The organism is Anaerobacillus sp. 63XJN7_5_ISO-PGPR-S23-430 (genome assembly GCF_056173695.1).
In genome coordinates this window covers 77000-103023 of sequence record NZ_CM149686.1, presented here as the reverse complement: position 1 = coordinate 103023, position 26024 = coordinate 77000, and the positions used below count along the sequence as shown (strand labels likewise).

Sequence of the window (26024 nt, the reverse complement as noted above, 5' to 3'; positions counted from 1 at the left end):
TAGTTAATGGAGCGGAAGACGGGATTCGAACCCGCGACCCCCACCTTGGCAAGGTGATGTTCTACCACTGAACTACTTCCGCGCAATTGGTGCGGGTGAAGGGACTTGAACCCCCACGTCGTAAGACACTAGATCCTAAGTCTAGCGCGTCTGCCAATTCCGCCACACCCGCAAATGCATGGTGAGCCATGAAGGACTCGAACCTTCGACCCTCTGATTAAAAGTCAGATGCTCTACCAACTGAGCTAATGGCTCTTTTCGATAAGAAAAGCTGGTGCCGGCCAGAGGACTTGAACCCCCAACCTACTGATTACAAGTCAGTTGCTCTACCAATTGAGCTAGACCGGCGATATATGTACCCTTTCGGGTTATAAGAAAAATATGGTGGAGGATGACGGGCTCGAACCGCCGACCCTCTGCTTGTAAGGCAGATGCTCTCCCAGCTGAGCTAATCCTCCACTATATAAGCCTAGCGACGTCCTACTCTTGCAGGGGGAGATCCCCCAACTACCATCGGCGCTGAAGAGCTTAACTTCCGTGTTCGGCATGGGAACGGGTGTGACCTCTTCGCCATCATCACTAGACTAACAGGATGTTAGCCGTTCGGTGTTCACCACAGGACGTGGTGGCACTTAATCGAACTTCCTTATTTCAGGTGTTCCCTGAAAACTAGATAGCACGCACAACTTTCCAATATGTCCAGCTACGTAAGCCAAATCCTCGATCGTTTCACCTTTTGATTCTGACGCATAAAGCGCGTCTGACTCAAAAGCCTCCAACGCTTGTCGGATTTAAACGGCTTACTTCGCTTTTCGTTTAGGTTAAGCCCTCGATCGATTAGTATTCGTCAGCTCCACGTGTTGCCACGCTTCCACCCCGAACCTATCTACCTCATCATCTCTAAGGGATCTTACCAGCTTCATGCTGTGGGAAATCTCATCTCGAGGGGGGCTTCATGCTTAGATGCTTTCAGCACTTATCCCTTCCACACGTAGCTACCCAGCTATGCTCCTGGCGGAACAACTGGTACACCAGCGGTGTGTCCATCCCGGTCCTCTCGTACTAAGGACAGCTCCTCTCAAATTTCCTGCGCCCGCGACGGATAGGGACCGAACTGTCTCACGACGTTCTGAACCCAGCTCGCGTACCGCTTTAATGGGCGAACAGCCCAACCCTTGGGACCTACTTCAGCCCCAGGATGCGATGAGCCGACATCGAGGTGCCAAACCTCCCCGTCGATGTGGACTCTTGGGGGAGATAAGCCTGTTATCCCCAGGGTAGCTTTTATCCGTTGAGCGATGGCCCTTCCATGCGGAACCACCGGATCACTAAGCCCGACTTTCGTCCCTGCTCGACTTGTAGGTCTCGCAGTCAAGCTCCCTTGTGCCTTTACACTCTGCGAATGATTTCCAACCATTCTGAGGGAACCTTTGGGCGCCTCCGTTACACTTTAGGAGGCGACCGCCCCAGTCAAACTGCCCACCTGACACTGTCTCCGCACCGGATCACGGTGCTGGGTTAGAATGTCAGTACAGCCAGGGTAGTATCCCACCGACGCCTCCATCGAACCTGGCGGTCCGACTTCTATGGCTCCTACCTATCCTGTACAAGCTGTACCAAAATCCAATATCAGGCTACAGTAAAGCTCCATGGGGTCTTTCCGTCCTGTCGCGGGTAACCTGCATCTTCACAGGTACTATAATTTCACCGGGTCTCTCGTTGAGACAGTATCCAAGTCGTTGCACCTTTCGTGCGGGTCGGAACTTACCCGACAAGGAATTTCGCTACCTTAGGACCGTTATAGTTACGGCCGCCGTTTACTGGGGCTTCGATTCAGAGCTTCTCCCGTAAGGGATAACCCCTCCTCTTAACCTTCCAGCACCGGGCAGGTGTCAGCCCCTATACTTCGCCTTACGGCTTTGCAGAGACCTGTGTTTTTGCTAAACAGTCGCTTGGATCTTTTCACTGCGGCTCCCCTGGGCTATAAACCCGAGGAAGCACCCCTTCTCCCGAAGTTACGGGGTCATTTTGCCGAGTTCCTTAACGAGAGTTCTCCCGATCGTCTTAGGATTCTCTCCTCGCCTACCTGTGTCGGTTTGCGGTACGGGCACCTTTTTCCTCACTAGAGGCTTTTCTTGGCAGCGTAGAATCAAGGACTTCGGTACTAAATTTCCCTCGCCATCACGACTCAGCCTTCATGGTGAACGGATTTGCCTATTCACCAGCCTAATCGCTTGGACGCGCATTTCCAGCAGCGCGCTCTCCCTATCTTTCTGCGTCCCCCCGTCGTTCAAACGGAAAGGAGGTGGTACAGGAATATCAACCTGTTATCCATCGCCTACGCCTTTCGGCCTCGGCTTAGGTCCCGACTAACCCTGAGCGGACGAGCCTTCCTCAGGAAACCTTGGGCTTTCGACGGACAAGATTCTCACTTGTCTTTCGCTACTCATACCGGCATTCTCACTTCTAAGCGCTCCACCAGTCCTTTCGGTCTGACTTCACAGCCCTTAGAACGCTCTCCTACCATTGTCGTAAGACAATCCACAGCTTCGGTGATACGTTTAGCCCCGGTACATTTTCGGCGCAGCGTCACTCGACCAGTGAGCTATTACGCACTCTTTAAATGATGGCTGCTTCTAAGCCAACATCCTGGTTGTCTAAGCAACGCCACATCCTTTTCCACTTAACGTATACTTTGGGACCTTAGCTGGTGGTCTGGGCTGTTTCCCTCTCGACTACGGATCTTATCACTCGCAGTCTGACTCCCGCGGATAAATCGTTGGCATTCGGAGTTTGACTGGATTCGGTAATCCGGTAAGGACCCCTAGTCCAATCAGTGCTCTACCTCCAAGATTCTTGCCGCGAGGCTAGCCCTAAAGCTATTTCGGAGAGAACCAGCTATCTCCAGGTTCGATTGGCATTTCACCGCTACCCACACCTCATCCCCGCATTTTTCAACATGCGTGGGTTCGGGCCTCCATTCAGTGTTACCTGAACTTCACCCTGGACATGGGTAGATCACCTGGTTTCGGGTCTACGACCACGTACTATTTCGCCCTATTCAGACTCGCTTTCGCTGCGGCTCCGCCTTCTCAGCTTAACCTTGCACGGGATCGTAACTCGCCGGTTCATTCTACAAAAGGCACGCTGTCACCCATTAACGGGCTCCAACTAGTTGTAGGCACACGGTTTCAGGTTCTTTTTCACTCCCCTTCCGGGGTGCTTTTCACCTTTCCCTCACGGTACTGGTTCACTATCGGTCACTAGAGAGTATTTAGCCTTGGGAGATGGTCCTCCCGGATTCCGACGGGGTTTCACGTGTCCCGCCGTACTCAGGATCCGTCTCGGAGGGCATCGGATTTTGACTACAGGATTGTTACCTTCTCTGATGGACCTTTCCAGGTCGCTTCGTCTATCCGTGCCTTTGTAACTCCAAAGAGACGTCCTACAACCCCAGAGGGCAAGCCCTCTGGTTTGGGCTGATTCCGTTTCGCTCGCCGCTACTCAGGAAATCGCGTTTGCTTTCTCTTCCTCCGGGTAATGAGATGTTTCAGTTCCCCGGGTCTGCCTTCCATTCCCTATGTATTCAGAAATGGATACCATCCTATTAAAGATGGTGGGTTCCCCCATTCGGAAATCTCCGGATCAAAGCGTACTTACAGCTCCCCGAAGCATATCGGTGTTCGTCCCGTCCTTCTTAGGCTTCTAATGCCAAGGCATCCACCGTGCGCCCTTAGTAGCTTAACCTTCGATTTGTTAGGCATTACTGCCATAACGCATCAGTTATTACTAAGTTATTGCATAAAAAATAATTATTGGATGTCGTTGTTTGTGCTATCTAGTTTTCAAGGAACAAGGCTACTACTTGAATCCACTTTTATGCTGCCTTGCACCGAGGAAGCCAACATCGTTAGCATTACTCGAAGACGCAGGTGCATATTTGTTTCATTTCATTATAGTAGATGTGTTGGTGGAGCCTAGCGGGATCGAACCGCTGACCTCCTGCGTGCAAGGCAGGCGCTCTCCCAGCTGAGCTAAGGCCCCAAATGATCCAAATGGCATTCAACCAAGAGGAATAGATTGAATCAACAAAACTTTTATGGTGGGCCTGAGTGGACTCGAACCACCGACCTCACGCTTATCAGGCGTGCGCTCTAACCAGCTGAGCTACAGGCCCATAAAGGCTTGTTAACTATATTTAATTGAAAGAATAAATCATTCTTTCAAAACTAAACGAAACGCTCATGTAAGGTTGGTAACGCAAGTTACCTTCGTAATTCTCCATAGAAAGGAGGTGATCCAGCCGCACCTTCCGATACGGCTACCTTGTTACGACTTCACCCCAATCATTTGTCCCACCTTCGGCGGCTGGCTCCATAAAGGTTACCCCACCGACTTCGGGTGTTACAAACTCTCGTGGTGTGACGGGCGGTGTGTACAAGGCCCGGGAACGTATTCACCGCGGCATGCTGATCCGCGATTACTAGCAATTCCGGCTTCATGCAGGCGAGTTGCAGCCTGCAATCCGAACTGAGAACGGCTTTATGGGATTCGCTTCACCTCGCGGTGTTGCTGCCCTTTGTACCGTCCATTGTAGCACGTGTGTAGCCCAGGTCATAAGGGGCATGATGATTTGACGTCATCCCCACCTTCCTCCGGTTTGTCACCGGCAGTCACCTTAGAGTGCCCAACTAAATGCTGGCAACTAAGATCAAGGGTTGCGCTCGTTGCGGGACTTAACCCAACATCTCACGACACGAGCTGACGACAACCATGCACCACCTGTCACTCTGTCCCCCGAAGGGGAACGTCCTGTCTCCAGGATTGTCAGAGGATGTCAAGACCTGGTAAGGTTCTTCGCGTTGCTTCGAATTAAACCACATGCTCCACTGCTTGTGCGGGCCCCCGTCAATTCCTTTGAGTTTCAACCTTGCGGTCGTACTCCCCAGGCGGAGTGCTTAATGTGTTAACTTCAGCACTGAGGGTGGAACCCCCCAACACCTAGCACTCATCGTTTACGGCGTGGACTACCAGGGTATCTAATCCTGTTTGCTCCCCACGCTTTCGCGCCTCAGCGTCAGTTACAGACCAGAGAGCCGCCTTCGCCACTGGTGTTCCTCCACATATCTACGCATTTCACCGCTACACGTGGAATTCCACTCTCCTCTTCTGCACTCAAGTCCTCCAGTTTCCAATGACCCTCCACGGTTGAGCCGTGGGCTTTCACATCAGACTTAAAAGACCGCCTGCGCGCGCTTTACGCCCAATAATTCCGGACAACGCTTGCCACCTACGTATTACCGCGGCTGCTGGCACGTAGTTAGCCGTGGCTTTCTGGTTAGGTACCGTCAAGGTACCGCCCTATTCGAACGGTACTTGTTCTTCCCTAACAACAGAGCTTTACGACCCGAAGGCCTTCGTCACTCACGCGGCGTTGCTCCGTCAGACTTTCGTCCATTGCGGAAGATTCCCTACTGCTGCCTCCCGTAGGAGTCTGGGCCGTGTCTCAGTCCCAGTGTGGCCGATCACCCTCTCAGGTCGGCTACGCATCGTCGCCTTGGTAAGCCATTACCTTACCAACTAGCTAATGCGCCGCGGGCCCATCCTGCAGTGTTAGCTCGAAAGCCAACTTTCAACATTGCACCATGCGGTGCGATGTATTACCCGGTATTAGCTCCGGTTTCCCGGAGTTATCCCAGTCTGCAGGGCAGGTTGCCCACGTGTTACTCACCCGTCCGCCGCTAAGATCAGGGAGCAAGCTCCCATCTCTTCGCTCGACTTGCATGTATTAGGCACGCCGCCAGCGTTCGTCCTGAGCCAGGATCAAACTCTCCGATAGAAAGCTTAATCTAGCTTTAAAACAATGTTTTGTTTCCGTAGAAACAACTACTTACATGGCGTTTCGTTCAGTTTTCAAAGATCAATTTGTTTCTTTCAATGTCGTTTTCAGCGACTTTATTAATATACCATATTAACTAAGTCAATGTCAACAACTTTATTGAAATTCTTTTCGGCGTCAACCGCGTTGTTGCGGCGACCTATATAACTATATCAGGGTTACTTTAGATACGCAACCCCTTTTTTGAATTCTTTTTAGAAAAACTAAAAAGAATGAAGTTCGATAAACGAACTTCATTCTAAAGGCCTTTACCTTCTATCGTTCCGTATTTCTCATTTGAGGGAATAGAAGAACATCTCTAATAGAAGGAGAATTTGTTAGAAGCATTACAAGCCGATCAATTCCAATACCTAAACCACCGGTTGGTGGTAAACCGTACTCAAGAGCTTCGATAAAGTCATGGTCCATCATGTGGGCTTCGTCATTACCTTGCTCTCTCTCCACAAGCTGCGCTTCAAACCGTTCTCTTTGATCAATTGGATCATTAAGCTCAGTAAATGCGTTGGCGTGTTCACGAGCTACGATAAACAACTCAAAACGATCTGTGAAACGGCCATCTTCAGGATTTTTCTTAGCTAGAGGCGAAATAGCCACCGGATGTCCATATACAAAAGTAGGTTGAATGAGCGTTTCTTCAACTTTCTGTTCAAAGAATTCATTTACGACATGTCCGAATTCCATTGTCTCTTTGATTTCGACACCATGTTCCTTAGCGATACTGCGCGCTTCTTCATCCGTCATCTCTTTCCAGAAGTCGACACCTGTTGCTTCTTTAACAGCCTCAACCATATGCACTCTTTTCCACTCTGGTTCGAGGTTAATCTCATAATCACCGTACTGAATCGTTGTAGAGCCTGTTACCTCTTTAGCGATGTGAGCAACCATTTGCTCTGTTAAGGACATGACGTCTTTATAATCCGCATAAGCTTCGTATAACTCAAGCATTGTGAATTCAGGATTGTGTCGTGTAGAAACACCTTCATTTCGGAAAACTCTTCCGATTTCATATACACGCTCCATGCCACCTACAATCAATCGCTTTAGATGTAGTTCAATGGCAATACGCATATAAAGCTCCATATCAAGAGCGTTGTGGTGTGTAACGAAAGGACGTGCTGATGCGCCGCCAGGAATAGAGTGCATCATTGGTGTTTCAACTTCTAGGAAACCCTGGTCATCAAGATAACGTCTCATCGATTGGATGATGCGACTTCTTGCGATGAACGTTTCTTTAGAGTCAGGACTCATTATTAAATCAAGATAACGCTGACGGTAGCGTTGTTCTACATCTTTCAAACCATGGAATTTGTCTGGCAATGGACGTAGTGATTTTGAAAGCAAATGAAGGTCACTCACTTTAACAGAGAGTTCTCCGACTTTTGTTTTGAACGCTTCACCACTTACACCAATGATATCTCCAATATCCATTGAGTCAAAAAGATCATACTGCTCATCTCCAACAGTGTCTTTACGAACATAAAGCTGAATTTGACCAGTTAAATCTTGAATATGCGCGAATCCTGCTTTTCCTTTTCCGCGTTTAGTCATAATTCTTCCAGCTAAGGATACTGCCTTGCTTTGTTCAGCTAATTCTTCCTTTGAAAAAGAATCGAACTCTTCTAGCATTTTGCTAGCTGAGTGAGAACGATCAAACCGATGTCCGAATGGATCAATATTATTCTCTTTCAGAACGTCAAGCTTTTCTCTTCTTACTTTAAGAAGGTCATTCAGTTCAAGCTCCTGACTCATCTCTATCACTCCTGTCAAATCTATGTTTATCCCGCTATAACTTTATCGGAAAGCATCATGAATAGCAAGCATTCACTTATATAAAACTTATGACAAACGCGCCGGGTGTATCATGGCAAAGGTGAAGCGCTAGTTAGAAAGTCAAACTGCCTGTCTAGATTCAAGCTCTGCAATAAACCCGCATAGTAATTCAGCAAGACCATCTCTCGTAGTCGTTACATTGATTTGATAAAGAACCTTATCGTTACCGCGAAGTTCTATTGAGTATTATTCAACATGTTTACCTATTTCGTGAACGGTGACTCTTTCTCCTTTAAGCTCTAAAAGGCGATTAAGATGAAGCATTGCTACATCAATCTTCTCTTTAACCATAGGATACCCAGAATCTTTCCGGTTTCAAGGTATTGAGCCGTGCGATAAAGCAACATCACCAATCGTTAACACGCTTCACTTCATTTTTTAGTTGTGTTCTAAAGGAAAAAGTTCCTCAAGCGGAACTCTGAGCTGCTTAGCTACTAGCTGCATAAAATCATTTGTAGGTCTTCGGTTCCCTCGCTCGATCTCTCCTAGTACAGATACCGAAACACCGAGTTCCTTCGCAAGCTGTTCCTGAGTATAACCTTTCAACTTTCGAAAAGCGCGAATACGTCTTCCGTAGATCTCCGCTTCCATAGACGTACACCTTCTTTATCTTCTATATGATTAAAATAGGAATCAATTCTCTTATTGGTAGTTGGAATAATAATATCAGGACTCAATTCGTGAAGAGGTATAACCACAAATCCTCTTTGAATGAGACGAGGATGAGGAATGACCAGACCTTCTGCTACAATATTCTCATGATTATAGAGCAAAATGTCAAGGTCTATTGTTCTTGGGCCCCATCGAATGTCGCGCTCTCTACCTAGAGACTGCTCAATCCCTTGAAGAATTTCGAGCAGCTGAAATGCATTCAATTCTGTTTCTAGCAAAGCCACCATGTTAAGAAAAGCACCCTGCTCTGTTACGCCTACAGGAGCGGTTTCATATAACGAGGATGTAGATGTGATCTCTACACCCGGGTACTCTTGAAGTCTTAATAAAGATGTTTTGATATAGTTTTCTCGATCCCCTACATTGGATCCAATACCAACATATACACTATTCATTACGTTCCCTCTTCATCTCGATTGCAACAGAATCATATTGACCATCGATTGGAGGATCCGGTTTAGTCACTTTCACCGTACAAGCATCGACAATCTCAAATTCTTGAAACATCTTTTTTGTTATTTCCTCAGCAACAGTTTCAACTAGTTTTCTTGGCGTTCCTTCAACAATTGATTTGATTGAATTATACGCGTCTGCATAATTCACAGTGTAATTTAAATCATCAGAGTTACTAGCCTTGGATAGATCTGTTTCGAGGGCCAAATCAACATAGAAACGCTGACCAAGCTTATTTTCTTCAGGAAAAACGCCGTGATAACCGTAAAATTTCATTCCGTTTAGATAGATCTTATCCATATCATTCACTCTCCTGTTGTTTAATTAAGCTGTGGTTTAAGCATAGCGTCCATCATACGAGCCATACGTACCATTGGTTTTACATCATGAACTCTGATAATTTGAACGCCTCTTTCAATCCCGAGACAAACTGTCGCTCCAGTACCTTCTACTCGATCATTCGGCGGCGTATTCAATGTTCTAGCAACAATCGATTTTCTTGATGTACCAAGCAAAACAGGATATCCAAGAGAAGAAAATTCATCGAGTCTCCTCATAACTTCAAGATTTTGCTCATGAGTTTTTGCAAATCCAATTCCAGGATCGAGAATGATGTTTTCAGTCCGTACACCTGCAGAACGAGCTATCTCAATACTTTCTTCAATGTCAGACTTGATATCAAGCATGATATCCGCATAATTCGTGTCGTACCGATTATGCATAAGAATAATTGGTACATTATGTTCCGCTGCCACCCTTGCCATATCAGGGTCCGCCTTAGCTCCCCATACATCGTTAATAATATCCGCTCCTGCTAATATTGCTTGGTTAGCCACTTCCGCTTTATAAGTATCAATAGAAATAGGAACATCCACAGTATGACGCACAGCTTTGATAACTGGAATAACACGGTTCAACTCCTCATCCATCGGAACTATTGTAGCCCCTGGGCGGGTAGATTCACCGCCAATGTCGATGAGGTCCGCGCCATCCTCAACAAGTTGGAGAGCATGCGCTACTGCTTGAACTGTGGTGTTATATTCTCCACCATCAGAAAACGAATCGGGGGTAGCATTCAGAATACCCATAACCCAGGTTTTTTCATTCCAGTCAATGAATCCATTCCGCCATTTCATCATCATTGGGTGTTTTTTATGATTATCTATTACCGTCGACAAACGGCTCACTCCTTTTCGTACATATGTTCTCAGCTAGCATTCATTTCGACTCATTAACGAAGTGCGGTGTTGTTCATATTGAAGGATGAGCTCATTTGTCGCATGACCCTCAAGTCCGGGTAAAGATTTATGCTCAATCTTAGATAATGGCACGATCTCTTGAATAGAATTTGTAACAAACACTTCATCTGCTTCGAGAATTTCCTTTTTCTCGAAGTTACCTTCCCTAACTAAAATCCCTTTTTTTCTTGCTACGTCCATCACATATTGTCTCGTAATGCCATTTAAAATTCCTGTAGTAAGGTCCGGGGTGTAAAGAATGCCGTTTTTAAACCAGAATAAATTTGAAACAATTCCTTCAGCAAGCTTTCCTCTTTGTGAGAGAAAAATCCCTTCCACTGAAGGATCATTTCCAACTTCTCTTTTCGCAAGAATATTATTTAAATAATGGTGTGATTTAATTCTTACAGGGCCTTCAGGCGTATTTCGCCTAAGCGAAAGAATCACACCACGCTTTTCTTTTCGCACTGGTTCGCCTATTTCTTTCAAATAAATAATCACCGTTGGACTAATGTAGGGTTCCGTCCTCAGACCAATCTCTCCTTCTCCAGCAGAAACATTTAAGCGAACATATGCGTCTTTAATGCCATTTACATCAATCGTTCGCCTTATCTCAAAGAGAAGCCCTTCTTTTGTAAAAGGTAGTGCGATTTGAAGTTCATTTAAGGAATCACAAAGTCGATTATAGTGATCTTCAAATAGAAAGGGATGTCCATCGTACGTTCGAAACGTCTCAAAAACTCCTACGCCATAGAGATAACCGTGATCATAAGCTGGTATAACTGCTGATTTTTCATCGATAAGTTCTCCGTTAACGTTTATAAACATGGCTCTTTTCGATGCTCATCTATAAAGTTCTTAAGCAAAGCTTTCCCTATACCAGTCATAATCGATTCAGGGTGGAACTGAACCCCTTCAATCGCAAGCTCTTTATGTCGAATTGCCATGATTTCGCCTTCCTGTGTCCAGGCGCTGATCTCAAAGCAGTCCGGTAATGTCTCTTTTTTGACAATTAATGAATGATATCTCGTTGCAGTAAACGGGTTCTCAAGCCCCTTAAAGATTGATCGTCCATCATGATGCATCGGGGATGTTTTCCCATGCATAAGTCGATCGGCTTTAATAACATCTCCACCAAATACCTGCGCAATCGACTGGTGACCAAGACAAACACCGAATATCGGTATGCTACCGGCAAAGTGCTGAATAACAGACATACTAATTCCCGCTTCATCAGGACTACACGGTCCTGGAGAAACCATAATAAATGACGGACGAAGCTGTTCAATTTCTTGAATAGTTATCTCATCATTTCTTTTTACAACTAGCTCTTCTCCCATTTCTCCAAGGTATTGCACAAGGTTATACGTAAATGAATCGTAGTTATCAATCATTAAAATCATTTTGTTTCCTCCTCTAAGCTAATCTCTTCACTTAACTCTTTCGCTTTCCATAATGCTCTTGCTTTCTTTAATGACTCTTTGTACTCCGCTTCGGGATTAGAGTCAATTACAATTCCAGCACCGGCTTGTACGTGAGCAATATTATCTTTAATGACCATAGTTCGAATAGCAATATTTAATTCCATATCATCATTGAATCCAATCCATCCGATAGATCCAGTGTAAACCCCTCGGCGAACAGGCTCAAGTTCTTCAATAATTTCCATTGTTCGAACCTTAGGGGCGCCCGTGATTGTCCCCCCTGGAAAAGTGGCTTTAATAGCATCAAATGCTGTCGCCTCAGGCGATGAAATACCACGAACGTTTGAAACAATGTGCTGCACATGAGAATATTTTTCGATCACCATAAACTCATCTACTTCTACCGTTCCATAGGTACAAACGCGCCCCAGATCATTTCGCTCAAGATCGACAAGCATCACATGCTCGGCGCGTTCTTTCTCATTCTCAATAAGGGTCCGTGCCAATTCTTCATCCTCATCGTCATTCTTTCCCCGTGATCTCGTCCCCGCAATTGGTCTTGTACTTAATTCTTGTCCCTTTTTCTTAATAAGTAATTCTGGTGACGCACTCACAAGATCAAATGAGTGAGTATGAATAAAGGACATATACGGAGATGGATTAATCGTTCTTAGCGTCTCGTAAATAGAAATAGGGGCTGTGTGGAGACTTCTTGACTCTCTTAAGGAAAGATTGACCTGAAAAACATCTCCAGCTGAAATATACTCCTGTACTTTTCGAACGGCAATCGAGAATGACTCTTGACTCATTGAAAAGGTCTGTGTTGTTGCTTTTGAATAAGAATCAGACACAGAAGAACTTGCTTCACTTTGTTGTACCCACTTCTCCTTATAGGCTTCGAGACGCCGCTTACCTTCTTCTTTATTTCCCTCTTCAACTTGCGCAATAAACCATAGTGTTTGCGTAGTGTGATCATATACGCCAACATCTTCATACACAACAAAGAAAAGTTCAGGAAGCTCCAGATCATTTGATGCTATATCAGGAAGTTTTTCAATTTGACGCGCAATATCATAGCTCAGAAACCCCATTGCCCCACCCTGAAAGTCAGGTAAGCGTTCATCCATGATCGACACATTCCGTTCCATCCAGTGTTGCATCAACTCAAGTAAATTACCCTCTAACGTTTTCGGTTCTTTTCCTACTTCATCAATCGTAAGAAAAGTGCCGTGTCCATACAGGCTCGCAATAGGCTTAATACCAAACATGCTATATCGACCACCACGTGTACTATCCAATAAAATATGTTCATCGCGGCCTTCAATAAAAGATTTATACCCTGAAAACCACTCATCCGCACTTAATTCGAGAGTTTCAAAAATTGAAAACCGTGTTGTTTTCTCTAGTTGTTCCGGCAAATTTTTCACACCCTATCAAAAGCTAAGCGTACGCCCTGTTTATGCCTCTATTCTACATGAAGTCTTTCGTTGCTTCATCCTTTTTATATTCCCCAAACTCTTCCGAACACCCTTTTGGAAAAACTCACCTTTTCATTTTGCTTTTCGTTGTCTCTAATAAATAAATTAATAGACGGTCTAATTTAATTAGCGTTCGTTTAGAATAGTAAAAAATCAACACTTCAAAAAACTAAAAAGAAAAACAGCCCGTTAAGGACTGTTTTTAGAGTTGCTTAATCTTCATCAAATTGAAAAAGAGGTGTGCTGAGGTAACGTTCCCCATTACTTGGAATCACAGCAAGCACTTTCTTTCCTTTACCCAGTTTCTTTGCTACCTCAAGCGCTGCATAAATCGCCGCGCCTGAAGAAATGCCTCCAAGAATACCTTCTTCTCGTGCAGCTTTTCTAGCCCATTCAAAAGCCTGTTCATTTTGAACCTGAACAACTTCATCATATACATCCGTATTCAAAACTGACGGTACAAAACCTGCACCAATCCCCTGAATTTTATGTGGGCCAGGCTTGCCTCCGGATAGAATAGGTGAATCTGTTGGTTCAACCGCGTATAGCTTGATTGAAGGGAAATGCTTTTTTAACACTTCGCCTGCTCCAGTAATTGTCCCACCAGTGCCAATACCTGCCACAAATCCATCAAGCTGGCCCATCTGATCAACAATTTCTTGACCAGTCGTACGACGGTGCACTTCCGGATTTGCTTCGTTATTAAATTGCTGAGGCATGAAATAACCATGTTCCTTCGCTAGTTCTTCTGATTTACGAATCGCTCCGCCCATACCTTCAGAACCAGGAGTAAGGACAAGCTTTGCTCCATACGCCTTCAGCAGGTTACGACGTTCCATGCTCATAGTATCTGGCATAACAAGAACAGCCTGGTAACCTTTTGCAGCCGCAACCATAGCAAGACCAATACCTGTATTACCACTTGTTGGTTCTACAAATGTATCACCAGGTTTCAATTCGCCTTTTTCTTCAGCTGCTTCGATCATTGCAAGTGCAATACGATCTTTAACGCTGCTTCCAGGGTTCATGAATTCAAGCTTTAAATATACCTCTGCATGATCCTCGTTAGTGATGCGATTTAGTTTCACAATAGGTGTTTGACCGATTAAGTCAGTAATAGAATTTGCTACCCTCATCATCACGCCTCCTCAAACCCGAGTGTTTTTATAGGAATTCTCTTTCTAAAAGAATATCACCGTAGGTCAAAAGTGTCAATTTGAACCTTATTAAACTTTGCTCTCAGCGTGTAATTCTTCAAGCTCTTCTTTCGAGAAGTGATAATGTGCATTACAGAAGTGACAAGTTGTTTCCGCTTCACCGTCTTCTTCAATCATACTGCTGATCTCTTCTTTGCCAAGCCCCATAATGCCATTCGAAAAGCGCTCTTTGGAACAACTACATTCAAATTGAACAGGCATATTGTCGATAATTTTAATGTTTTCTTCTCCGAGAAGTTCATTCAAGATTTCTTCAGGTGTTTTCCCTGCTTCAATCAATTTAGAGATTGGAGGAATCGCTTCAATACGTTTTTCAATAAAACGAATCGTTTCTTCACCTGCACCAGGAAGTAATTGAATCATAAAACCACCTGCTGCAAGGATCGTATTATCTGGATTAACAAGCACGCCCACTCCAACTGCAGAAGGGACTTGTTCTGAAGTCACAAGATAGTACGTAAAGTCTTCTCCTAATTCACCTGAGACAATTGGAACTTGCCCTGTGAATTTTTCACGCATACCAATATCTTTTACAACGGATAGGAAACCATCTTGTCCAACGGCACGCGCAACGTCCAATTTCCCACTATCATTAAGATCAAAGTGCACATGTGGATTGCTTACGTACCCGCGCGTTTCACCATTCGCGTTAGCGTCTACAACAATGGCTCCGATAGGACCACCGCCCTCAATTTTCACAGTGATTTTCTCTTCACCTTTTAATCCTGTTGCTATCATTGTGGAAGCAGTCATAGCACGACCAATTGCAGCAGATGCAGTAGGCCAAGTAGTGTGACGTCGCTGTGCTTCCGCAACCATTTCAGTACTAGATATCGCATAAGCCCTTACATTGCCATCGAACGCAAGTGCTTTTATTAAATAATCATTCATTTGTTTGTAGCTCCTTTCACTAATGGGCCATTGCCCAATTACACGATACAATATTTTTTTCAAGAACTTCCATTATGAGAAACTAACTTGCTCTCCCTTTAGTATCTTTCGTTAAATAAATCTGTGGCTTGCGACTTACTTTTTAAATGCTTTTTTAACTAAGTCTAGATATCATTATGGGAAACGGTACATCCATCCATAAAACAAGAGATAAAAAGAGTATCTATTTTTATTTTCCCCCAAAACGCAAAATGAAAAACGCACCCCGTTTTATCGGTATGCGTTTAATTCTTCTTTGTTCTTATTATAAATTATGTGTAATCCCTTTAATGTTAGAAACGAGTCAACCACATCGATAAGATCGCATTCTTCTGCTATAAGTGAGGCAAGTCCACCAGTCGCTATTACAGTAGGTTCCTTCGGAGAATGTTTCTTCATCCTAGAAACAATCCCTTCCACTTGTCCTACGTATCCATATAGCGTGCCGCTTTGCATGGCGCTAACCGTATTCTTTCCAACGATATGATTTGGCTTCGCAATTTCAATTCGTGGAAGCTTTGCTGCATGCATGTATAGAGCTTCTGTCGAAATGTTAATGCCTGGTGCGATGGCGCCCCCAACATACTGTTTTTGCTCATCAATGTAGCAGTAAGTTGTAGCTGTTCCAAAATCCACAATAATTAGCGGTGCTCCATATAATTGAATCCCCGCCACGGCATTCACAATACGATCCGCTCCTACTTCTTTCGGGTTATCATATTTTATATTGAGGCCTGTCTTAATTCCTGGACCAATCACTAACGGTTTATGATGAAAATATTTCTGGCACATACGCTCAAGAGCGAACATAATAGGTGGCACTACAGACGAAATAATGATGCCTTCCACATCGTCAAAAGAAAGTTCTTCATGAGAGAAGAGTCCTTTAATAACCATTGCGTACTCATCTTCTGTCTGTTTTCTGCTTGTTCCCATTCGCCAGTGATGCGTTAACTCTTCGCCTTCGTATACACCAAGAACAATATTTGTATTTCCTACATCAAGCACAAGTATCATATTATCACCTTATTAAAAAATTTTAACTTTCATCATGCTCTCTATAGTTATACCACACAATGGAATTAAAAACGAAGTTCTTTTTTGAAAACGATTACCATAGATATCGATTTCACAGATAACATGGATTTATTATAAATAAAAAAGCAGGACGTCCTTAAGACATCCTACTTTCAATCTTACTTATTCTTGTTCTTCATCTGTTTCAGGCTTATCTTCCTTTTTAGAGATGTTGACTTTCACATCTTCTGAACTACCAGTTGCATGGTGACCTTCAGGAAGTTTTCCTTCTTCAACAAGAGAACGAATTTGTTCAGCATCAAGCGTTTCAATTTCCTTAAGCGTTTCAGCAACAAGATTTAACTTATCCTGATTTTCAAGGAGTATTTCACGACAACGCTCATAAGCTGATTTGATGATCTTTTGAACTTCAAGATCAATTTCATTGGCGAATGAATCACTATAGTTCTGTTCATTTTGGATATCACGTCCAAGGAAGACATTTCCTCCCGAACCTGATCCAAACTGCATCGGACCTAGCTTTTCACTCATACCATATTCTGTAACCATACTACGGGCAATGGCTGTCGCACGTTGGAAGTCATTACTTGCTCCGGTACTTGCTTCACCGAATGTAATTTCTTCGGCAACACGCCCACCGAGTAAGCCTATGATTTTATCGACCAATTCAGGCTTTGTCATTAAGTAACGGTCTTCTTTAGGAAGTGTTACAGCATAACCGCCAGCTTGTCCGCGCGGAACAATCGTAACCTTATGAACAACATCTGCATTATCAAGCTGTGTACCGATGATTGTATGACCAGCTTCGTGATAAGCAACGATATTTTTCTCTTTTACAGAGATCACGCGACTCTTCTTAGCGGGCCCAGCAATAACACGGTCTGTCGCTTCATCGATATCGTTCATATCAACCTTCTTCTTGTTATGACGAGCAGCAACAAGAGCAGCTTCATTCAACAAGTTTTCAAGATCTGCACCAGAGAACCCTGGTGTACGCATTGCGACTGTTTTCAAATCGACTTCATCACTAAGAGGTTTGTTACGTGCGTGTACTCGAAGTACCGCTTCACGACCATTCACATCAGGGCGATTTACCGGGATTTGACGGTCAAAACGTCCAGGACGAAGAAGTGCCGGGTCAAGAATATCAGGACGGTTTGTTGCCGCAACGATAATGATACCTTCGTTTGCACTAAAGCCATCCATTTCAACGAGAAGTTGGTTAAGCGTCTGCTCACGCTCATCGTGACCGCCGCCAAGACCTGCACCACGCTGACGACCAACTGCATCAATCTCATCAATAAAGATTATACAAGGTGCGTTCTTCTTCGCATTTTCGAATAGGTCACGTACACGAGATGCACCGACACCTACGAACATTTCTACGAAGTCAGAACCAGAAATTGAGAAGAACGGAACGCCTGCTTCACCAGCAACCGCTCGTGCGATCAACGTTTTACCTGTACCTGGAGGTCCTACTAATAGAACACCCTTTGGAATACGGGCCCCAACTGCAGCAAACTTACGAGGATCCTTCAAAAACTCAACGACCTCAACAAGCTCTTGCTTCTCTTCATCTGCACCAGCTACGTCTTTAAATGTAACTTTCTTTTTCTCTTCGCTGTATAACTTCGCCTTACTCTTACCAAAGTTCATGACACGGCCACCGCCGCCTTGAGCCTGGTTAAGTAGGAAGAAGAACAGAATGAAGATAATAACGAAAGGAATGATGCTTGTTAGAAATGTAACCCACCCACTTTGTTCAGGGGCTGGTTCTGTCGTTAATTCTACAATCCCTTCGTCAGCTGCAGTTAAGATATTCTCTACAGCTTTCTCTGAGTCAGGTACATTCGTTACGAATGCATTGGCATCTTCGCTGTCTTCATCGCCACCAGCTAATTGACCAGTGACAGTGTAAACCCCACGCTCAGGTTGTAACGTTAACTCTTGAATCTCACCATTATTCAATTTGGACTGAAATTCGCCGTAATCGAGGACATTCGTGTCATTATTTGTTCCGTTAAAGAAACTGACTACACCTACTACGACGAGGAATATTAACAAATAAAATATTGTATTTCGGAAGATACGATTCATTCCTTACCTCCTCCCACGAACAGGAAACCATAGATTATCTTACCATACTGGCACAACTGACTACAACAAATTAACCTTGATAAATCTCGGGTTTAAGAATCCCGATAAACGGAAGATTACGATACCTTTCAGCAAAGTCAAGACCGTATCCGACTACAAACTCATCAGGTACGATAAATCCTGCCACATCCGGCTTTAAATCAACTTTTCTTCCAGTAGGCTTATCTAGAAGCGTTACAATCTTAATCGACTTTGCTTTACGGTATTTTAGAAGGTCGATCAAATAGCTAAGCGTTAACCCACTATCTATAATATCTTCGAGAATAAGAACGTCTCGTCCTTCTACGGAAGTATCAAGATCTTTAATTATCTTTACTTCACCAGAAGAAACGGTTGAATTGCCATAACTTGATACGTCCATAAAGTCCATCTCAAGATGACAAGTCATCCGCTTTGTTAAATCACCCATGAAAGGCATTGCACCTTTAAGGACGCCAATTACAAGCGGAAAGCGATCCTCGTATTCATCTGAAAGCCGTTTCCCTAACTCGCGGCATTTCTCTTGAATCTGTTCTTCACTAATTAGTGTTTCTTGAATTTCATTTAACATCAGTGGTATTGCCCTCCCAACCTATGTAAGTGTTTTTTTCTCATAGTGCACGTGCACGAGCTGATTCTTTTTTGCAGACAGTGTTGCCTTTTCAGAACGAGTTACTCCAGCGACCCAGATTGTGTGGCCCATCACATCCTCAACGATTGGCCATACATCGCGTTCTGAACGGTCTATTTTACGGTCGATAAAAATATCTTTTACCTTTTTCGTCCCTATCATGCCTTTTGGCTGAATTCGATCACCAGGACGCCTGGAGCGCACAACCGCAGGAAGCAATTGCTCCTCAATAATAAGATCATCACTTGTCAGGTGTTGCGGAACGTCGTTAACTGGAATGGCCGTAATCGTTCCAAGTGGCGTTTCGACAGTACCCCATAAAGGGAGATGATACTTATACGGTTCTGGTTGCAAAAAGGTTTCAAAAGAAAAATAACAGGTGGTATAAGATTTTACCGCCCTCAGTTCCAGGGGTAGATTAAGGGAAGCAGAAGGGTGCTCAGAATCGAGCATTAACCGCAAATCCTCAATATGTATAGAAGAAAAAGGAGCATTGCCTGTATAAAGATAATTTAATATTAGATGAATCACTCTTCTTTGTAAAGGAATAGGAAGGCAATCATACGCCTTGTTATCCAACTTCACAAATTTGTCATATTGATCGATGATCACATCATCGAGATATCCCTTAGCTAAATTCATTAAAAATGCTTCGTCACTTTGAGCTCGCTCGCTATATAATTGGTATCTTGTATGGACATTGGGATTTTCTTCTTTAAGAAAAGGTAACACATGATTCCGAAAACGATTCCTCATATATTGATTGCTCTCATTAGATGGATCGAGCCTATACCCAAGTAAATGCTCCTTACAATAGTTCACGAGATGCTCCTTTGTAACGCATAGAAACGGACGAATGATTTTTCCAGTTGAGAAGGGACGTTGGACCGGCATCCCAGAAAGTCCAGAACCTGAGCTACCGTGAACCTGTCTCATAAGCATTGTTTCAATCTGATCGTCTCCATGGTGAGCAAGGGCCAGAGCGCTAGCATGATGTTTTTCCATTACTTTTCGAAAAAAATCATAGCGGCAATCTCGTGCTGCAACTTGTGTAGAGAGGTTTCGCTCCTTTTTGTAAGCATTCACATCTACCGTAGAAGCTTCAAAGATGATCCCTTCTTGTTCACAATAGCTCTCCACAAACGCTAAATCCTCAGCAGATTCCTTTCCCCGTAAACTATGGTCCACATGCGTGGCAACAATTGATAATTTTAATCGGGGAGCTAAACTTACTAAGTAGTGAAGTAGCGCAACAGAGTCTGGTCCTCCAGAAACTCCAATAACTAGCGTATCCCCATGTTTGATTAAATCATGCTTGTGGATAAAACGTTCGACATCTTGCAACAAACTCTGTCTTCCTCTCACTCACTGTCTCGATAAACAGCATTTCATTTTAGTACTAATAACCCAACTACGTCTTTTTCAAACCTTTCTTTTATATAGGCTCTGTTAAAAAACATGACCAACTAAGTATAAAGTATAGAAGAATAGAAGAAAAGCAACTATTAGTACGGTTTCAATCCATTTTGAGCTCTTTTGTTTCACACGTTTTGGAGGCTTCTGCCTTGAGGCTACCCTTGAGTTAGAAGGTGCTTCTGGTCGTTTACGGACCTTTGACTTATCTCCTTGCAGTAGGGAAAAAAGCTCCTGTCGCATATCTTGAGCATGTATATACTTCCCTAGTAGAGCCTTTCGAAGAATTGGCTTATACTCCCTTAGCAGATGACTTTGTTCCATTTTATTGAGCAAATAGGTTTCTGAGTCTTTTTTAGGACGGTCAAATCGCTTAGGGTAAGCGGCATTTATTACGATCATAGCTACAGAAAATAAATCATACGACGGCTCTGCTACTCGGTTGCCAAGCCCCCAGTATCCTCGATCGAAAAACTCCGTAAACTCCTTCACTGACCTTCCCATTGAAGTCGTCCCTCCCACATCAAGCCATCTCATAGTTGGAGGCGATCCTTCTACTAGAAGATTGTCTGGTTTTAGATCACCAAAAACCCAGCCTTCTTTATGAAGGGCTGAAAGATCACGGAGCAATTGAAGCATTAAAATCCCAATCCATTCTTTTCCTCTACGTTCAATGAAAGTAAAAAGAGGTTCACCATCAATATATTCCATCACATAAAACGGATAACGCTTCCCATTTATCTCCCAGTCATCCACCTCATAGAAAAACGGCCCAAGAACTGTTCCCTGGACCACCGAAAGCTGTTTTAGAACATTCACTTCTGACGTAATGGACATACTATCAGTACCTAATTTTAATGCGACTCGCCCCCTTGCAGAGTCAGCTAAGTATACTGTACCAAGTGCCCCGCTACCTAATTTCCTCATAATTTGGTAGCTTTGCTGATTCCATTTCCCACTTAGTCTTGTTCCACGAGAAACATCAGCTGCCTGATTCTTCGAAGTACCCGTCATCTAATAGCCCTCTCTTTGAGCGTTTTTTCTGATAAGCTTCGATCGCTTCTTTTAATGCCGGACCTGTTGGCGTAATGCCTCCAGATGTCAGCTTTGGAAAAATGGTATGAATATCTTTCAACATTGGCGTCCAATCCATTAGACGTTCTACTTGCTTTCGTTTCCCGGGAAATGCATATAGAGAATATTCGTTTTCACCGATTCTTGAATGAAGGCTAATTGAAAGATCAAGAAGGGCATCTTCTACCGTAGGAAGTTTATGCTGCATACTCGCACTTGTATCGATCATAATCAACACTTCGAGATCCATCGTTTCCCCCAGTTCATCGACCACTTCCACGACCTGCCCCCGTTTGTCAGGTGGTAAATCTTCTATTTCTTTTTCGCTACCCAAGATCGATTGCAATTCTTTATGAATGAATCCTTGAATCGTCTGGGTCATCGCTTTACGTGTAACCATTTGTACCGTATGCGATAGCTGCTTAGCATAAACAAGCTGGTGGATGCCCCCGCCAGATAATGCAATATTCTCAATTTCTTTTAGTCCATGATCTGTCCGCTCGTTTTCGTCTAGCACTCCAATTACATTCACTGTCATTCCATGCTCCCGTGCAAGAGCCGCCATTGCAACCGGATCTTCCCCCTGATTTGAACATCCGTCTGTGATTAATAGAATCTGTCTTAGCGTTCCTTTCTTCATCTCGACTCCTCCTTTTTTGCTGTTACAAGCATCGCCTTTAGGAGGAGAGTTTATACTTACCTACTGCGCTTTTTTCTTCCTGAATGAAGGAGCTGAATAGATTGGAATAGTTGACCATTTAGGCACATTACGTTTTATTCTTGCCACTACAATCGTCATGTCATCATCAATTCTGCCATACTCCGTCCTAATTACTTCTTCCATGATGAGGTCTGCAATTTCTTGTGGCTTATCTGTTGAAAGCTCTCTAATTTTCCGCTTCATCCAGAACTCCGGATTCTCTATATTTTTAACCCCTTCATAAATACCGTCGCTCATCATGATCAAGAGATCCCCAGCTTTTAATTGTTCACTTACGACCTCTACATCAAATTCTGGAATAATCCCCATCGGTAGATTACCAGATTCCACCATCATGACTCGATCGCCTCTTTTTATAAAGCTTGGAATTGATCCAATTTTAAGAAACTTGGCTGAAGCATCCTGTAAGTCAATCATGGCTAAATCAAGCGTTGAGAATATTTCGTCGGTATTTCGTAAAGATAGAACAGAGTTAACCGATTTAATCGCCACCGTCTCATCAATTCCTGAATGTAGAATTTTTTGAAGGAGTTGAATGGTTTCCGTGCTTTCCTGATGCGCTCTCTCTCCATTGCCCATTCCGTCACTTATCGCAATAGCATATTTGCCTGCACCTAGCTCAATCGTAGAATGACTGTCTCCAGATATCCAAGCTCCTCCTTTCGCTGCATTTGCTACGCCTGTTTCGATCACAAAATCTTTAGCTGAACCAAAGTAAAGGTGACATGTGTCGTGCTCATGTTCTGCACACACTTCTCTTTTCACGACGATGTTTTCCTTTAGAATATCTGACAGCATTGGAGCGATGACCTTTTCTCCTTCTCCTCTCCCTCCGCAGGCAGGTATCTTCATCTCAATGTCGACGTTTCCCTCTTCTAAGCTGTAGATTTCCACCTGTCCTACTTCCAGACCCATACTTTGAATGGCATCCATGATTTGCTCTTCTTGTTGGTGGAGGTTATCACGCTCTTTTTGTATTTCTTTCGCGAAATCCCCCATAACATGCGACACTCCACGCAATTGATCGGCAACGATCTTCCGGCTTTCACGAACTTGTTTTTTTAACATTCGATTGGCGTGATAGTGACTCATCTCCTTTCCAATAAGATCAATCACCTTATTTGCCTTAATGCAGTGCTTATCGAAATCTCTCTTCAGACTATAGTTAGTCAATTCCGCCGTTTGTTCCAGTTCCTCCATTATCCCTGTCATATACCCATAGGTGGCATCGAAGTTTTTCGCCCAGCAAGTTTCTTTCTTAAAACAATTTTGACAAGTCTTTTCTGTAACGTGACTTAGAAAATAATCAACTTCGCGTTCTGACTGTTCTTCACCTTGAAGATCGGCATCTGTAAAGCTACTAGAAAGAGCCTGAAATAAGCTTGAAAATTGTTCGACACGATTAGCTGTAACGTCGCGTACTTTTCTTAAGTATTGTTGCTGCTCATTCGCATGTTCCACCGTTCCCGGGATATATTTAGAAAGCTGTGAAGTAACTTTAGATGGTGTGAAGAAAAAGAGTAATACGGCAATCACAGACTCCATCAGATTAGGATATAGAAACTCAGGACCACTCCCATATAAAGCGATTAATAACGTACCGATCAGTAAACCCATACCAACTCCAACTTTTCTACCATCTTTCAATAACCCACCAAGTAATCCCGAGAACGCAAGCATACTCATCTGATAGAGACTAGCTACATTAGCGAGGGCCAGTATCAAGCCAGTAACCACGCCAACTGTTGAGCCAATCGCTGCTCCACCTACATATGCGAAAATTAATACGAGATACCGAGAAAGGATATTTTCAATTGAGAAACCATATACAACCCAACCTATTGTTCCTGTTAACATCGTTGCTAATAAAATGATAAAACTAATGATCTCTTCATTTTTTAGAGCCTGAGTTCTTTTCTTAATAGATAATACCGGTATACTCTGAATAAAAATAATGGTTAGTATCATTCCAAGAGCACCTTCAACAGCTGCTAGGATCCAATTTGTGTTAGCTAATGAACGTTCAGTAAGTAAACTTAGGATCAGACGTCCCAACATACTCGTTGAGAACACAAGTATGGGTAACGTCTTAACAAGAGAAAGGGAAGATAACTTCACAAAACGATTAATGAATAGAAAAACAAGAATGCCACACATTATAAATGCTGTATTCTGCAAATTAGCCGTTGATACCGCTCCAGCTAATAAAGCAACGATAATCATAGGTGCACGTTCTCGTCTCAGGAAGAATACTGCGCCAAAAAAAGGAATAGCGAAAGGAGTAACCTGAGTAAGGATAACAGCTCGTCCAAGTAGGAACCCAATCACAAAAAGCAGAAGACCTCGCTGGAATAGAATCGTTTCTAATCGACTCTTTGTTCCGTGAATCCATTTGCCCACCTTCGATTTTGACCTTTCCATCACTAGTTCGCTTTGCATTCCCCCACCTGCTTTCTTTCATTCTTTTTTTCACCGATCTGCTTGAAGCAGTTTGTGTTAATCATTAAAACACAATAGAAATTCGCTTTTTGTCAAAAAAAGAACAGGTATGATATAAACTTCTCGACTTCTTTCAGTGAAGCTTGTCAATCACTTGTAGACAGAACAAGAAACCTGTAAACAACTGGAACGATCCATATTATAGGAGAGTATGAATTTTCATTAGAAAGATAAAGCTTTTTCATGCTTTTCTATCTAAAAAAGCAACTAGAAATAAAAGGTCGAAATGTTAAAGATAAAAAAGAAAAGAAACTCTCATAAAACCAATAAAAGAATATTAATAACGTTTATTTTCACTATGAATCCTAGGACTCATAGTGAAATCATGAAAGACAAGACAAAAAAACACCCTGCATTAATAAAATGCAGGGTGTTTTTTAGCAGACTATGTATATAACAAACATTCAAATGAATAGTTATTACTAATAAGTGGTGACCCGTACGGGATTCGAACCCGTGATACCGCCGTGAAAGGGCGGTGTCTTAACCACTTGACCAACGGGCCAATTAATAAAAATGGTAGCGGCGGAGGGGATCGAACCCCCGACCTCACGGGTATGAACCGTACGCTCTAGCCAGCTGAGCTACACCGCCATAAGACTGTTGCTTTCTTAAGCACAAGATATATAATACATTGCGAGAAAGTTTGTGTCAACTTCTTTTTAATATTTTTGCATAAAAATCTTATAATCTTCTTCAGAAACTATAAAAGATTCATTTCGTATAATCCTATACTGCAACTTACTTAAGAAAATTAACCAAAAACATTTACTGAGATGACAGGGAATACATCTTCACATATAACAAACCAGGCATGCGAATGCATGCCTGGTTTGTTATAGAATATAAATAGTAGACAACAAGCCCTAGCCGCGACGAGCGCCGCGACCACCGCGTTTTGACTCTGTTTGTTTCTTCAAAGTTGAAAGGCGGTCTTCACTGTCTTTAAGGAACTTGCTCATTTTATCCTCAAATGACTCTACCGGTGGACGTCCGCCACCACCGCGTGGCTTACCTTTAAAACCACCGCCTCCAGGTCTTCCACCGCCTTGTGGACGGCCTCCTCCACCTTGAGGGCGACCTTGTGGACGGCCCTGAGGACGCTCAGGAGCAGGTCGATCTTTTGCTTTCTTAATCGATAAACCAATTTTACCGTCGTTTTCAACCTGGATGACTTTTACCTCAACCTGATCGCCAACTGAAAGAAAATCATTAATGTCCTTAACATAATTGTCTGCAACTTCACTAATGTGAACGAGACCTGTTTTGCCGTCTGGTAGTTCAACAAACGCGCCAAAATTTGTAATACCTGTTACCTTTCCCTGTAACTTGCTGCCTACTTCGATTGCCATGTAAAAAAAGCTCCTCCTT

18 protein-coding genes, 9 tRNA genes and 3 rRNA genes are annotated in these 26024 nt (G+C 43.4%); all 30 read right to left on the bottom strand.

The window, feature by feature from the left end; genetic code table 11:
- Positions 1-7 precede the first annotated feature (7 nt).
- A tRNA-Gly gene (locus AC0VYJ_RS00530) sits at positions 8-82 on the bottom strand.
- A 5-nt stretch (positions 83-87) separates the two neighbouring features.
- Positions 88-172 (bottom strand) — tRNA-Leu (locus tag AC0VYJ_RS00525).
- A gap of 7 nt (positions 173-179) precedes the next feature.
- Positions 180-255: transfer RNA gene (locus AC0VYJ_RS00520), tRNA-Lys, on the bottom strand.
- 17 nt (positions 256-272) lie between these two features.
- Positions 273-348, bottom strand: a tRNA-Thr gene (locus AC0VYJ_RS00515).
- 34 nt (positions 349-382) lie between these two features.
- Positions 383-458 (bottom strand) — tRNA-Val (locus AC0VYJ_RS00510).
- 9 nt (positions 459-467) lie between these two features.
- Positions 468-584, bottom strand: a 5S ribosomal RNA gene (gene rrf / locus AC0VYJ_RS00505).
- A gap of 233 nt (positions 585-817) precedes the next feature.
- Positions 818-3747, bottom strand: a 23S ribosomal RNA gene (locus AC0VYJ_RS00500).
- A 221-nt stretch (positions 3748-3968) separates the two neighbouring features.
- Positions 3969-4044: transfer RNA gene (locus AC0VYJ_RS00495), tRNA-Ala, on the bottom strand.
- 56 nt (positions 4045-4100) lie between these two features.
- Positions 4101-4177, bottom strand: a tRNA-Ile gene (locus AC0VYJ_RS00490).
- Between the two features lie 110 nt (positions 4178-4287).
- Positions 4288-5839, bottom strand: a 16S ribosomal RNA gene (locus AC0VYJ_RS00485).
- The 16S, 23S and 5S rRNA genes sit together here with 7 tRNA genes alongside, the layout of an rRNA operon.
- Positions 5840-6154: 315 nt before the next feature.
- Positions 6155-7648, bottom strand: a complete 1494-nt coding sequence (lysS, locus tag AC0VYJ_RS00480; RefSeq protein ID WP_475366285.1) for a lysine--tRNA ligase — start codon at positions 7646-7648, stop codon at positions 6155-6157.
- Positions 7649-8107: 459 nt separating this feature from the next.
- Positions 8108-8320, bottom strand: coding sequence for a helix-turn-helix domain-containing protein (locus AC0VYJ_RS00475; RefSeq protein WP_283153205.1), 213 nt, complete (start codon positions 8318-8320; stop codon positions 8108-8110).
- Entirely contained in the window at positions 8272-8796 is a 525-nt protein-coding gene (gene folK / locus AC0VYJ_RS00470) for a 2-amino-4-hydroxy-6-hydroxymethyldihydropteridine diphosphokinase (RefSeq protein ID WP_194222621.1), read from the bottom strand. Before folK ends, AC0VYJ_RS00475 begins: the two co-directional genes overlap by 49 nt.
- The gene (folB, locus tag AC0VYJ_RS00465; protein WP_194222620.1) at positions 8789-9154 is read right to left on the bottom strand and encodes a dihydroneopterin aldolase; all 366 of its coding nucleotides are present in this window, start codon (positions 9152-9154) and stop codon (positions 8789-8791) included. Before folB ends, folK begins: the two co-directional genes overlap by 8 nt.
- Before the next feature lie 20 nt (positions 9155-9174).
- Positions 9175-9996 (bottom strand): dihydropteroate synthase, encoded by an 822-nt coding sequence (folP, locus tag AC0VYJ_RS00460; protein WP_475367435.1) that lies wholly within the window; start codon positions 9994-9996, stop codon positions 9175-9177.
- A 69-nt stretch (positions 9997-10065) separates the two neighbouring features.
- A complete protein-coding gene (pabC, locus tag AC0VYJ_RS00455) occupies positions 10066-10920 on the bottom strand; it encodes an aminodeoxychorismate lyase (protein ID WP_475366284.1) in 855 nt (284 codons plus the stop codon).
- Positions 10911-11495: an aminodeoxychorismate/anthranilate synthase component II gene (gene pabA, locus AC0VYJ_RS00450; protein ID WP_430243468.1), complete on the bottom strand. Its 585-nt coding sequence runs from the start codon at positions 11493-11495 to the stop codon at positions 10911-10913. The genes pabC and pabA overlap by 10 nt, the downstream gene beginning before the upstream one ends.
- Positions 11492-12898 carry an anthranilate synthase component I family protein gene (locus tag AC0VYJ_RS00445; RefSeq protein ID WP_475367434.1) on the bottom strand — a complete coding sequence of 469 codons (1407 nt, stop codon included), beginning with the start codon at positions 12896-12898 and terminating at the stop codon, positions 11492-11494. Before AC0VYJ_RS00445 ends, pabA begins: the two co-directional genes overlap by 4 nt.
- A 308-nt stretch (positions 12899-13206) precedes the next feature.
- Positions 13207-14133 (bottom strand): cysteine synthase A, encoded by a 927-nt coding sequence (cysK, locus tag AC0VYJ_RS00440; protein WP_475366283.1) that lies wholly within the window; start codon positions 14131-14133, stop codon positions 13207-13209.
- A gap of 87 nt (positions 14134-14220) precedes the next feature.
- Positions 14221-15102 (bottom strand): Hsp33 family molecular chaperone HslO, encoded by an 882-nt coding sequence (hslO, locus tag AC0VYJ_RS00435; RefSeq protein WP_430243472.1) that lies wholly within the window; start codon positions 15100-15102, stop codon positions 14221-14223.
- A 270-nt stretch (positions 15103-15372) separates the two neighbouring features.
- Positions 15373-16158, bottom strand: a complete 786-nt coding sequence (locus AC0VYJ_RS00430) for a type III pantothenate kinase (RefSeq protein WP_475366282.1) — start codon at positions 16156-16158, stop codon at positions 15373-15375.
- A 183-nt stretch (positions 16159-16341) separates the two neighbouring features.
- On the bottom strand, positions 16342-18276 hold the full coding sequence (ftsH, locus tag AC0VYJ_RS00425; RefSeq protein WP_430243475.1) for an ATP-dependent zinc metalloprotease FtsH: 1935 nt from the start codon (positions 18274-18276) through the stop codon (positions 16342-16344).
- Between the two features lie 70 nt (positions 18277-18346).
- Complete coding sequence (hpt, locus tag AC0VYJ_RS00420; protein ID WP_098445932.1) at positions 18347-18886, bottom strand: hypoxanthine phosphoribosyltransferase; 540 nt, start codon at positions 18884-18886, stop codon at positions 18347-18349.
- A 21-nt stretch (positions 18887-18907) separates the two neighbouring features.
- A complete protein-coding gene (tilS, locus tag AC0VYJ_RS00415; RefSeq protein ID WP_475366281.1) occupies positions 18908-20293 on the bottom strand; it encodes a tRNA lysidine(34) synthetase TilS in 1386 nt (461 codons plus the stop codon).
- Between the two features lie 102 nt (positions 20294-20395).
- Positions 20396-21373: a serine/threonine protein kinase gene (locus AC0VYJ_RS00410; protein ID WP_430243479.1), complete on the bottom strand. Its 978-nt coding sequence runs from the start codon at positions 21371-21373 to the stop codon at positions 20396-20398.
- Positions 21342-22073: a vWA domain-containing protein gene (locus AC0VYJ_RS00405; protein ID WP_404684336.1), complete on the bottom strand. Its 732-nt coding sequence runs from the start codon at positions 22071-22073 to the stop codon at positions 21342-21344. Before AC0VYJ_RS00405 ends, AC0VYJ_RS00410 begins: the two co-directional genes overlap by 32 nt.
- Before the next feature lie 60 nt (positions 22074-22133).
- Entirely contained in the window at positions 22134-24593 is a 2460-nt protein-coding gene (gene spoIIE, locus AC0VYJ_RS00400; protein ID WP_430243483.1) for a stage II sporulation protein E, read from the bottom strand.
- A gap of 490 nt (positions 24594-25083) precedes the next feature.
- A tRNA-Glu gene (locus tag AC0VYJ_RS00395) sits at positions 25084-25158 on the bottom strand.
- Positions 25159-25170: 12 nt separating this feature from the next.
- A tRNA-Met gene (locus AC0VYJ_RS00390) sits at positions 25171-25247 on the bottom strand.
- Between the two features lie 272 nt (positions 25248-25519).
- Complete coding sequence (locus AC0VYJ_RS00385; protein WP_194222608.1) at positions 25520-26005, bottom strand: S1 domain-containing RNA-binding protein; 486 nt, start codon at positions 26003-26005, stop codon at positions 25520-25522.
- Positions 26006-26024 lie beyond the last annotated feature (19 nt).

Bases quoted from the DNA above. Each gene is read 5' to 3' on its own strand.
- lysS (WP_475366285.1), bottom strand. From the start codon at position 7,648: ATGAGTCAGGAGCTTGAACTGAATGACCTTCTTAAAGTAAGAAGAGAA.
- AC0VYJ_RS00475 (WP_283153205.1), bottom strand. From the start codon at position 8,320: ATGGAAGCGGAGATCTACGGAAGACGTATTCGCGCTTTTCGAAAGTTG.
- folK (WP_194222621.1), bottom strand. From the start codon at position 8,796: ATGAATAGTGTATATGTTGGTATTGGATCCAATGTAGGGGATCGAGAA.
- folB (WP_194222620.1), bottom strand. From the start codon at position 9,154: ATGGATAAGATCTATCTAAACGGAATGAAATTTTACGGTTATCACGGC.
- folP (WP_475367435.1), bottom strand. From the start codon at position 9,996: ATGATGATGAAATGGCGGAATGGATTCATTGACTGGAATGAAAAAACC.
- pabC (WP_475366284.1), bottom strand. From the start codon at position 10,920: ATGTTTATAAACGTTAACGGAGAACTTATCGATGAAAAATCAGCAGTT.
- pabA (WP_430243468.1), bottom strand. From the start codon at position 11,495: ATGATTTTAATGATTGATAACTACGATTCATTTACGTATAACCTTGTG.
- cysK (WP_475366283.1), bottom strand. From the start codon at position 14,133: ATGATGAGGGTAGCAAATTCTATTACTGACTTAATCGGTCAAACACCT.
- hslO (WP_430243472.1), bottom strand. From the start codon at position 15,102: ATGAATGATTATTTAATAAAAGCACTTGCGTTCGATGGCAATGTAAGG.
- AC0VYJ_RS00430 (WP_475366282.1), bottom strand. From the start codon at position 16,158: ATGATACTTGTGCTTGATGTAGGAAATACAAATATTGTTCTTGGTGTA.
- ftsH (WP_430243475.1), bottom strand. From the start codon at position 18,276: ATGAATCGTATCTTCCGAAATACAATATTTTATTTGTTAATATTCCTC.
- hpt (WP_098445932.1), bottom strand. From the start codon at position 18,886: ATGTTAAATGAAATTCAAGAAACACTAATTAGTGAAGAACAGATTCAA.
- AC0VYJ_RS00410 (WP_430243479.1), bottom strand. From the start codon at position 21,373: ATGACGGGTACTTCGAAGAATCAGGCAGCTGATGTTTCTCGTGGAACA.
- AC0VYJ_RS00405 (WP_404684336.1), bottom strand. From the start codon at position 22,073: ATGAAGAAAGGAACGCTAAGACAGATTCTATTAATCACAGACGGATGT.
- spoIIE (WP_430243483.1), bottom strand. From the start codon at position 24,593: ATGCAAAGCGAACTAGTGATGGAAAGGTCAAAATCGAAGGTGGGCAAA.
- AC0VYJ_RS00385 (WP_194222608.1), bottom strand. From the start codon at position 26,005: ATGGCAATCGAAGTAGGCAGCAAGTTACAGGGAAAGGTAACAGGTATT.